Source organism: Alicyclobacillus suci (genome assembly GCF_017329615.1).
Taxonomy (GTDB): Bacteria; Bacillota; Bacilli; order Alicyclobacillales; family Alicyclobacillaceae; genus Alicyclobacillus; species Alicyclobacillus suci.
In genome coordinates, this window is sequence record NZ_JAFMTW010000107.1 from 1 (window position 1) to 2,188 (window position 2,188).

A 2,188-nucleotide genomic window follows, 5' to 3' on the forward strand; every position below is an offset into this window, starting at 1 on the left:
CCAACAAGAAAGTGACGCCCATCAGCCGTTGAGTAGATTGTGAGCATGATGCGACACATTCCGAAGAGGGGATTTTACACAGCATTTTGGACTTGATCACTGATCCTACTGGCTCACCCTTAAGGTAGTTAAGAAGTTTACCTAAATATTGAGATGCGCGACAAAAGATGATTTCATTATCAAAAATGAGACCATCGACATGGAATATAGAACCTTCGACGTATTCTTCAAACTCTACTTCATTCATAGAAAACTCGTGGAAGGATTCTATCGCGTCATCCATTATTACATCGTTTGCTTGTAAATACTCGTGCAAATCTTCTTTTGAAGAAAGAATGGAGACACCTTTACTGCCTGCATAAGAACGGGGTTTAGCGACTATAGGGAATAGATCCCTATTTTCAAATAGGTCTTTTGACCCATATACACGCGGTGCTCTCACTTGACCGTTCAGAGCTTTTTTCATTAGTACTTTATCACGGAACTTGATTACATCTGCTGTACAAAGACCTGGAACCTTAAGATATTCACGTATTTCTGCAGCAAGATACACAGCGTATTCGTCAGTTTGGAGTACATAATCAAATGGACCCCACTCTTCACATTTGATTATAGACGCAGTAATTTCATCTCGATTACGCAAGTCATCAATGGCAAAGAAGTTTTTTAAGACAGGAGAACTCGGAGGAACGGATTCAAAAAATTCAGCGACGACCGAGTATTCAGCATCCGGAAGAACACCCTTATTGAGCATATTTTCTATACGTTGTTCGATATCAGTATGAGTAGTTACAATCAATATTTTTGTCATGAATACCATTCCTCCATTTATGCTTTTCAGGTATTTAAGTGAGCGTTTTGCAGAATTAACGTTCACAACGCATTTGACACTATATATAGTGTTCCATTGATATTTCGTACACTATATATGTGCGAGAAACGGTGAAAAATCGAATTCTGCAAAACGCTCAAGTAACAATTCATCCCACTTAGGTAGTCTGCTATTGCATAAGGAAATTCAAGTCTATTTAAAGTAATGTCCGGTTCAGGATTAACTTCAGCGATAAAGAGGTCCCCTGTTCTGGAGACTAAAATGTCCACCCCAGCTATTACCAGACCAAGTGCATTTACTGCCCTAATGGCTAAATCACGAACATCCCGTGGCAATTGTTCTGGAGCCCAGAAAACAATTTCTCCTCCAATTGTCCCATTACACAGTGGCGTGTTGGGATCATCATTAAAGGCAAATCTCTGGTTACACTGAATGACTTGGTTATTTACAACGTCAACGCGCCATATGAATCGTTCTGGGTTATAAACGAACTCTTGTACAATGATCATTCCGTCTCTGTGTAAGATGTTACAAGCCTCTTTCGGGATCCTACCATTCGCAAATGGATAAATATCTTCTGCACAGCATCCGAGAAAGGACTTTGCAATGTAAAAATCAAACCCATATTGCTGACAAAAATCCTCGATTTGGGATTCGTTATGACATATCTTTGTGATTGGAGTAGGTAGATTCTCGGTGACTAGTTTTCCCGCCATCAGAGCCTTATTTCTTGCTACAAAGTACGAACCTGGACTATTTACGATGTGTATCGAAGGCGTATTTTCAACCAGTTCTTTAAGAAGAAGTATCTGTGTTGAATAAGATGGCGTTGTTTCTCCCATTCTATCCAAATACACAGTGTCAAACTCTATTAAGGGATGGTTCCCACCACCTTGTGTAAACAGACTACTCCAATGAACGTAAGACGGTTGAAAACCACACTGATCCAATCTTTCAAATATTTTTTCAAGTAGTGGATGCATTTCGTCATGGATAACAGCGATTTTTTTATTCATCAAACTCTCTCACAATACATCTAGTTTTTATGCCCATAAAAGGAAGTTCATCTACCAACTCTACCGTTACCTTCGACTGGCTACCAAAAAGAGAATAAAAACGTTCGCAGAATGCTTCTATAGCGGTTTCATATGCTTGTTTGAATGGATGTGGCTTAATCAACAGCCTTAAATCCTTCAATGATTTCTGAATAAGGCGAAACTCTTCCACCCCAGAGTCCTCAAGCACTAAAGTTGTATCAACCCGGATTTCGACGATTGTGTCCTCATGAACTGGTGTGAATAATTGAAAAGGTGCTCCCCGTACGGCTAAGATGAGTTTGTCAAGAACCACATCTTC

General features: G+C 39.7%; 3 protein-coding genes. All 3 read right to left on the reverse strand.

Annotated features, from left to right (window positions below; genetic code table 11):
* On the reverse strand, positions 1-811 hold an 811-nt coding region (locus J3482_RS19875), incomplete at its 3' end, for an ATP-grasp domain-containing protein (protein ID WP_369123490.1).
* A gap of 62 nt (positions 812-873) precedes the next feature.
* Complete coding sequence (locus J3482_RS19880; RefSeq protein WP_206923048.1) at positions 874-1,848, reverse strand: ATP-grasp domain-containing protein; 975 nt, start codon at positions 1,846-1,848, stop codon at positions 874-876.
* Positions 1,841-2,188, reverse strand: a 348-nt coding sequence (locus J3482_RS19885; RefSeq protein ID WP_206923049.1) for a hypothetical protein, incomplete at its 5' end; no start/stop codon positions are given. The genes J3482_RS19885 and J3482_RS19880, both read right to left, overlap by 8 nt.